This is a genomic window from Mycobacterium sp., from assembly GCF_019247615.1.
Lineage (GTDB): Bacteria > Actinomycetota > Actinomycetes > Mycobacteriales > Mycobacteriaceae > Mycobacterium.
The window spans coordinates 1-2,557 of record NZ_JAFBAT010000089.1; the positions used below are offsets into that span (position 1 = coordinate 1).

Below are 2,557 nucleotides of genomic sequence, written 5' to 3' on the forward strand. Positions count from 1 at the left end.
GGACGGCCACGGGTCCGGGCGGTGCCGCACGCGATGGCCGCACGCCGGGCGGAACGATAGCAAAGTGCCTGTCCTGCAATAGGTTACGAACGGACGGTGATAGCGGGAACTGCGCGGGCGCCGACCTTGCTCGCTTCACGATCCCGGTGGTGGCTAGCCTGCCAGGTATGGTTCCGTCGCCTGCCGCGCTCACCGCTCACGAGTTGGAATTGCGAGAGCAGGTTCGGTCGTTCCTCACCGAGACGCTGCCCTGGGGAACATTTGAACCTGGCCTCGGGATGGGCGCGGAGGTCGACCGGAACTTCTCCGCCTCGCTGGCGCAGCGTGGCTGGATCGGCATGGCTGTGCCCGCGCGCTATGGCGGCCGCGACGCCACCGCCGTCGACCGGTTCGTCGTGGTCGAAGAGCTGCTGCGCTGGGGCGCCCCGGTAGGTCATCACTGGGTGGCCGACCGACAGATCGCACCGGTGCTCCTGCGTTATGGCACCGAGCAACAGAAACGTTGGCTGTTGCCGCGAATCTGCCGGGGCGAGCTGTGTTTCTGTATTGGCATGAGCGAGCCAGAAGCCGGAAGCGACCTCGCGTCGGTGCGGACACGCGGGGTACGTGACGGCGACGGCTGGCGAGTCTCAGGCGTCAAGGTTTGGACGAGCAACGCCATGCGAGCCGACTTCATGATCGCGCTGTGCCGCACCGGGGAGGGCGCGCGGCACCAAGGGCTGAGTCGATTCCTGATCGATATGCGCAGCCCCGGTGTCACGGTCAAGCCCATCCCCTTCCTGAACGGCAGTGTCGACCACTTCGCCGAGGTCGTCCTCGACGGCGTCCCCGTGTCCGACGAGATGGTGATCGGTGAAATCGGGCAGGGCTGGGCACAGAACGCCAACGAATTGGCCTTCGAGCGCAGCGGGCCGGATCGGTGGATCTCGACGTTCCTGCTGGTTCAGGAATTCATTCGCGAGTGCCCGGATCTGGCCGCGAGCCGCGCAGGCAGCCGACTGATCGCCGAACTCGCCATGCAATATTGGGTGCTGCGCCGGCTTTCGCTGGCCGTGGCCAGGGCCATCGACGCCGGCAACACACCCGGCCCCGAGGCCGCACTCATCAAGGAGATGGGCACCCGGTTCGAACAGGATGTCGTGAACGCGCTGCGGGAGTTGTTGGACCGTGAGCTCCTGTGCGGCCCGGAACCCCCGCCATCGTTGTTCGAACGGTTGCTACGCCGCGCCGTGCTGGAGGCGCCGTCGTTCACCATCCGCGGCGGGACCAATGAGGTACTACGGTCCGTCGCAGTCAAGGGTTTGTGATGAGTGACGACGACGAACTGTATGCTGCCGCGACCAAACTGTTTGCGGCGCATAGCCGGTGGGAGGACGTCGGCCAAGCGGAAGCCGCCGGTTGGGCTCCGCGACTATGGGAAGCGTTGCGGCACAGCGGCTTCAGCGACGTCCCCGTCCCCGAAGAGCTCGGCGGAGCGGGCGGGTGCGTCGCCGATGCGATCCAGCTGCTGCGTGCCGCGGGAGCACACGCGGCGCCGGTGCCCCTGGCCGAGGCCGGACTGGTGGGCGGGTGGATGTTGGCCTCCGCGGGTATCGCGCTTCCGGACGGCGTTCGGACGGTAGTCCCTCCCGGCGCGATGCTCCGTCTCGACGGTGACCGCCTGTTCGGGACGGCGCCGGCCGTGCCATGGGGCCGCCGAGCCGAACATGTCGTCGGCCTGGTCGACGGCATCGTGGTGCTCGCGCCCGGACCGGCCGCACAATCGGGCGGCCCGGCCGTCAGCCGCGCCGGCAACCTCGCCGATGAGCCCCGCGACACCGTCCATTTCGATGGCGTGCCCGTGACCGCATCCGCCGACGGCCCGGAATCGCTCACCGCGGACGGGGTCTGGGAGCGCACCGCGCTGGGGCGTGTCGCGTTGATGGCCGGCGCGATAAGCGCCGTCGCGGCAATGACGTTGCGCTACAGCGAGCAACGCGAGCAGTTCGGGCGTCCCATCGGCCGCTTCCAGGCCGTGCAGGCCCACTTGGTCACCATCCACCAACAGGCCGCCGTCGTCGAATCGGCTCTCGAAGGTGCGGTCGCGGCGGTCGAACTTGGCCGAGGAGGCTTCGAAATCGCTTGCGCGAAAATGCTTTCCGACCATGCGGCTCGACTGGTGACGGCGGCCGCGCATCAGACGCACGGCGCCATCGGCATGACGAAGGAGTACCCCTTGCACTATCTGACCCGTCGACTCTGGGCGTGGCGAGACGAAGCCGGCGGCCATCATCGCTGGGCCGACCGGCTTGGGGCGGCCTTGGTGGCTTGCGGCCCCGACGCCCTCTATCCAGCGATCCAGTCCGGATCGGAGGTGGTGCAGTGAACCGATTGCAGCGCGACCACGGGGTCACGCTGGCCTATGAGGTGCACAACCCGCAGGCGAACGGCGTCCCGCTGCTGCTGACGCACGGCTTCGGCGCGACCGCCGGCATGTGGTCACCCAACATCGACGCGTTGAGTGTCGACCGGCCGGTGATCGTCTGGGACCAACGCGGTCACGGCAGCAGCGACGCGC

3 protein-coding genes are annotated in these 2,557 nt (G+C 68.2%); all 3 read left to right on the plus strand.

The window, feature by feature from the left end; translation table 11 throughout:
* Positions 1-167 precede the first annotated feature (167 nt).
* Complete coding sequence (locus JO059_RS06215; protein WP_293315227.1) at positions 168-1,307, plus strand: acyl-CoA dehydrogenase family protein; 1,140 nt, start codon at positions 168-170, stop codon at positions 1,305-1,307.
* Complete coding sequence (locus JO059_RS06220; RefSeq protein ID WP_293315228.1) at positions 1,307-2,365, plus strand: acyl-CoA dehydrogenase; 1,059 nt, start codon at positions 1,307-1,309, stop codon at positions 2,363-2,365. The genes JO059_RS06215 and JO059_RS06220 overlap by 1 nt, the downstream gene beginning before the upstream one ends.
* On the plus strand, positions 2,362-2,557 hold a 196-nt coding region (locus JO059_RS06225; protein ID WP_366516158.1), incomplete at its 3' end, for an alpha/beta fold hydrolase. The genes JO059_RS06220 and JO059_RS06225, both read left to right, overlap by 4 nt.